Consider the following 3,343-nt stretch of genomic DNA (forward strand, 5'->3'; position numbering starts at 1 on the left):
GATGGTCAACTACGGCATCGTCTACGGCCTGTCCGCCTACGGGCTGGCCGACCGCCTGCAGATCCCGCAGGAGGAGGCGCAGGAGTTCATCGACCGCTACCTCGCGCGCTTCCCGGCCGTCGCGCAGTTCATGAAGGACGCCGTCGAGCAGGCCGAGCAGCACGGCTACGTCTCGACGCTGTTCGGGCGCCGCCGGCAGATCCCCGAGATCCGCGCCCGCAACTGGCAGACGCGCAAGCTCGGCGAGCGCCTGGCGGTCAACTCCGTCATCCAGGGCACCGCCGCCGACATCATCAAGGTCGCGATGGTGCGCGCGCACGAGGCGCTCGCCGCGGAGGGCCTGAAGACCCGCACGATCCTGCAGATCCACGACGAGCTGCTCTTCGAGGGCCCGCCGGAGGAGATGGAGCGCGCGACGGAGATCGTCACGCGCGAGATGGTCGGCGCCGCCGAGCTCGACCCGCCGCTCGCGGTGGACGCGGGCGTCGGGCCGAACTGGCTGGACGCGAAGTGAGGGCCGGGGGCGGCCGGAGCCGCCCCCGGGGGTGGTCCCTCAGTCCGCCGTGTACGTCTGCGTCTGCGGGTTCAGGCGGTCGAGCTTCTCCGCCTTGAACGACTCGCCGCCGTTGAACCGCCACGACGCCACGCCGCGCGAGATGTCCGACTGGTAGATGAAGCCGTTGTACCAGTGGCTGGACCAGTCGCCGCCGAGCACCGCCACCGCGCCCGAGGCCGTGGTGGTCTCCGACAGCGGCGCGGGGTCGGCGAAGCCGATCTCACGCACGCGGGACAGGTCGGAGAAGTCCAGCACCGAGATCCCGGACTGGTAGCTGCCCTTCACCAGCCAGTCGCCCTTGTCGGTCGGGACGACGTTGTAGTTGTGCAGCGTGCAGTTCTCGAACCTGGTCTGATCGCGCGTCAGCGTCCACTTGCCGCGCGTCGCGCCCGTGTCCGAGTCCAGGAAGAACAGCGACTTCATGTCGTCCGTCTGCACCTGGTAGTTGGCCGTGGCGTCCTGGAAGACGGTCCCCGTCGGCTGGCAGCGCGCGCGCACGCCGCCATCGGGCTCGTGGCCGATGATCAGCGTCTCGCCGTCGTTGCTCCAGGCCGCGGAGTGGCCGACCTTGAAGTCCGGCACGCCCGTCAGTCGCAGGTCACGGATGTACTCGAGCTTCGGGTTGCCCAGCGAGCCGCCCTCGGCCGGATCCATCGTCCAGACCGCGATGCCGTTGCCGCCCGCGCATGCCGCGCGCAGGATGTCGCCGAGGATGACCCCGGTGTCATGGCAGTTGATGTTCGGCCCGGAGTCCTCGAACTGGCGCGCCTGCGCGTTCTGCGGCGCGTTGAGCGGGATCTCGACGACCTGGATGCCCGCGGCACCCGGGCCGCTCGGATTCGACGGGGTCGGGGCCTCGGCGGGGCAGTTGCCCGGCGAGTACGACGGCGTGTTGTAGATCCATAGCCGGTTGTTGGCGGGGTCCGGCACGCCGGACGCCGTGTGCGAGCCGCAGCGGGTGCGCACCTGGGCGACCAGGTCGGGGTTCTGCGGGTTCGAGATGTCGAAGACGTGCAGGCCCTCCCAGCCGACGGGCACCGGCTCGCCGTCGCAGGTCTGGCCGGCGCTTGCCGGCGCGTCCCATGAGCGGGTGAGGATGTTGCCGTAGACCACCACGTCGCCCTGGCCGCCGTTGCCCGTGCAGTCCTCGAAGGCGAGGATCTCGCGCAGGTTCCCGGGGGCGGAGATGTCGATGATGCGGAAGCCTTGGAAGTTGCCCTGGTAGGCGCGATTGCCCTGGAAGGCGATGTCGGAGTTCGCCCGTGCGAGGTTGCTCACCGGCCGTGGCGAGAGGCTCAGGAACTGCAGTCGCTTCGTCTCGTAGTCGCCAGGCGCCGACTGGCCCTGGTAGCCCGAGGGCCCGGCGGCCATGAGCCCGCTGTCGAGCCCGATCTGGGGCAGCTCACCCGAGAACGCGCTGTTGGTGATCGTGAACGGATGCGCCTGAACGACGGCGGGTACCGCAAGGCACGCCGCGACCGCGATCGCGACGGCGATGGACTTGCTGCGCAAGTGCTCCCCCTTCTTGGAACGGCGCCTCCCACGCCACTCTCACGAGAAAGCTACGCCCTTCTCATCGCGCGTGTCGTGCGCTCATCTAGGGTGCGCTGATGGACCGGACCGTGGCGCTCGTGGTGGCCGTGGCGATCGGCGGCGTGCTCGCCACGCAGGCGCCACTGAACTCCGCTCTGGCCCGCACTGTGGGCGGCGTGCAGGCGTCCGTCGTGGCGCTCGGGATCTCGTTCGTGGCGCTGCTCGCGCTCGCCTTACTCGCAGGTGGGTTGTCCGGGATCGGGCGGCTCGGCGAGGCGCCGTTGCACGTCGCGGTCGGCGGCGGCCTGATCGGCGCGCTCTACGTCGGCAGCATCGTCTGGACCGTGCGCGCGCTCGGCGCGGGCGGCCTGACCGCCGCGACGATCGCCGGCCAGCTCGCGCTCGCCGTCGTGATCGACCACTTCGGCTGGCTCGGCGTCGCGCGCTCGCCGATCACCGCGGCGAAGGTCTTCGGGATCGCCCTGCTCGCGCTCGGGACGTGGTTCGTCGTACGCGACTAGCGTGCGGCGACATGACCCAGACGCGCAGGGAGATCATCCAGGCCTTCGTCCCGAACTCGCCGCTGGTCGGCCTCCTCGGCATCGAGCTGAGCGAGATCGAGCCCGACCGCGCCGTCCTGCGGATGCCGTACCGGCCCGAGCTGGCGACGATGGGGGACGTGGTCCACGGCGGGGCGATCGCCTCGCTGCTCGACACGGCCTCGATGGCCGCGGCGTGGGCCGACGACACGGTGCCCGACGCCGTAGCGGGCGGCACCGTCTCGATGAACGTCGACTACGTCGCCGCCGCCCGCGGCGTCGATCTCGTCGCGACCGCCGTCGCCGTGCGCCGCGGCCGCAGCCTCTGCTTCTGCGAGGTGACGGTCGCCGACGACGGCGGCACGGTGATCGCGAAGGGCCTCGCCGTGCACCGGTTCGGTTGACAAAAGACGGTCGTCGATATATCGTTATCTATCGTCGATAGTCAATAACGAAAGGAGTGGCCATGCACGCGCATGCCATGCCGAACTGGTTCGCGATGGCGGGCCACCGCGGCCGCGGCCGGCCGCACCGGCGCCCGCACGGAGGGCACGGCTACGGGCCTCCCTTCGGCCCGGGCTTCGGGGGCTTCGGTCCCAGGGGCCAGAGGGCGCGCCGCGGCGACGTCCGCGCCGCCCTGCTCGTCCTGCTCGCCGAGGAGCCGCGCAACGGCTACGGGCTGATGCAGGAGATCGAGGCCCGTTCCAACGGCGCC

At 70.8% G+C, this 3,343-nt stretch carries 4 protein-coding genes and 1 pseudogene; 4 read left to right on the forward strand and 1 reads right to left on the reverse strand.

Annotation, left to right across the window (positions count from 1 at the left end; translation table 11 throughout):
• Window positions 1-514, forward strand: a 514-nt coding sequence (locus tag VFX99_RS15370; RefSeq protein ID WP_329667165.1) for a DNA polymerase, incomplete at its 5' end; no start/stop codon positions are given.
• Between the two features lie 39 nt (window positions 515-553).
• Here the strand turns inward: VFX99_RS15370 and VFX99_RS15375 are convergent.
• Entirely contained in the window at window positions 554-2,068 is a 1,515-nt protein-coding gene (locus tag VFX99_RS15375; protein WP_329667166.1) for a hypothetical protein, read from the reverse strand.
• A gap of 98 nt (window positions 2,069-2,166) precedes the next feature.
• On the opposite strand from VFX99_RS15375, the gene VFX99_RS15380 reads away from it, so the two are divergent.
• The 3 genes and pseudogenes from VFX99_RS15380 to VFX99_RS15390 form a co-directional block, all read left to right on the forward strand.
• Window positions 2,167-2,610 (forward strand): DMT family transporter, encoded by a 444-nt coding sequence (locus VFX99_RS15380; protein WP_329667167.1) that lies wholly within the window; start codon window positions 2,167-2,169, stop codon window positions 2,608-2,610.
• A gap of 11 nt (window positions 2,611-2,621) precedes the next feature.
• The gene (locus VFX99_RS15385; protein WP_329667168.1) at window positions 2,622-3,032 is read left to right on the forward strand and encodes a PaaI family thioesterase; all 411 of its coding nucleotides are present in this window, start codon (window positions 2,622-2,624) and stop codon (window positions 3,030-3,032) included.
• Window positions 3,033-3,094: 62 nt separating this feature from the next.
• Window positions 3,095-3,343: pseudogene (locus tag VFX99_RS15390) on the forward strand (PadR family transcriptional regulator); the annotation flags it as partial.

This window comes from Microbacterium sp. (assembly GCF_036277215.1).
Lineage (GTDB): Bacteria > Actinomycetota > Actinomycetes > Actinomycetales > Microbacteriaceae > Microbacterium.

What these genes read in the sequence shown, in the direction of transcription:
- VFX99_RS15380 (WP_329667167.1), top strand. Translation starts at nt 2,167, where the DNA reads ATGGACCGGACCGTGGCGCTCGTGGTGGCCGTGGCGATCGGCGGCGTG.
- VFX99_RS15385 (WP_329667168.1), top strand. Translation starts at nt 2,622, where the DNA reads ATGACCCAGACGCGCAGGGAGATCATCCAGGCCTTCGTCCCGAACTCG.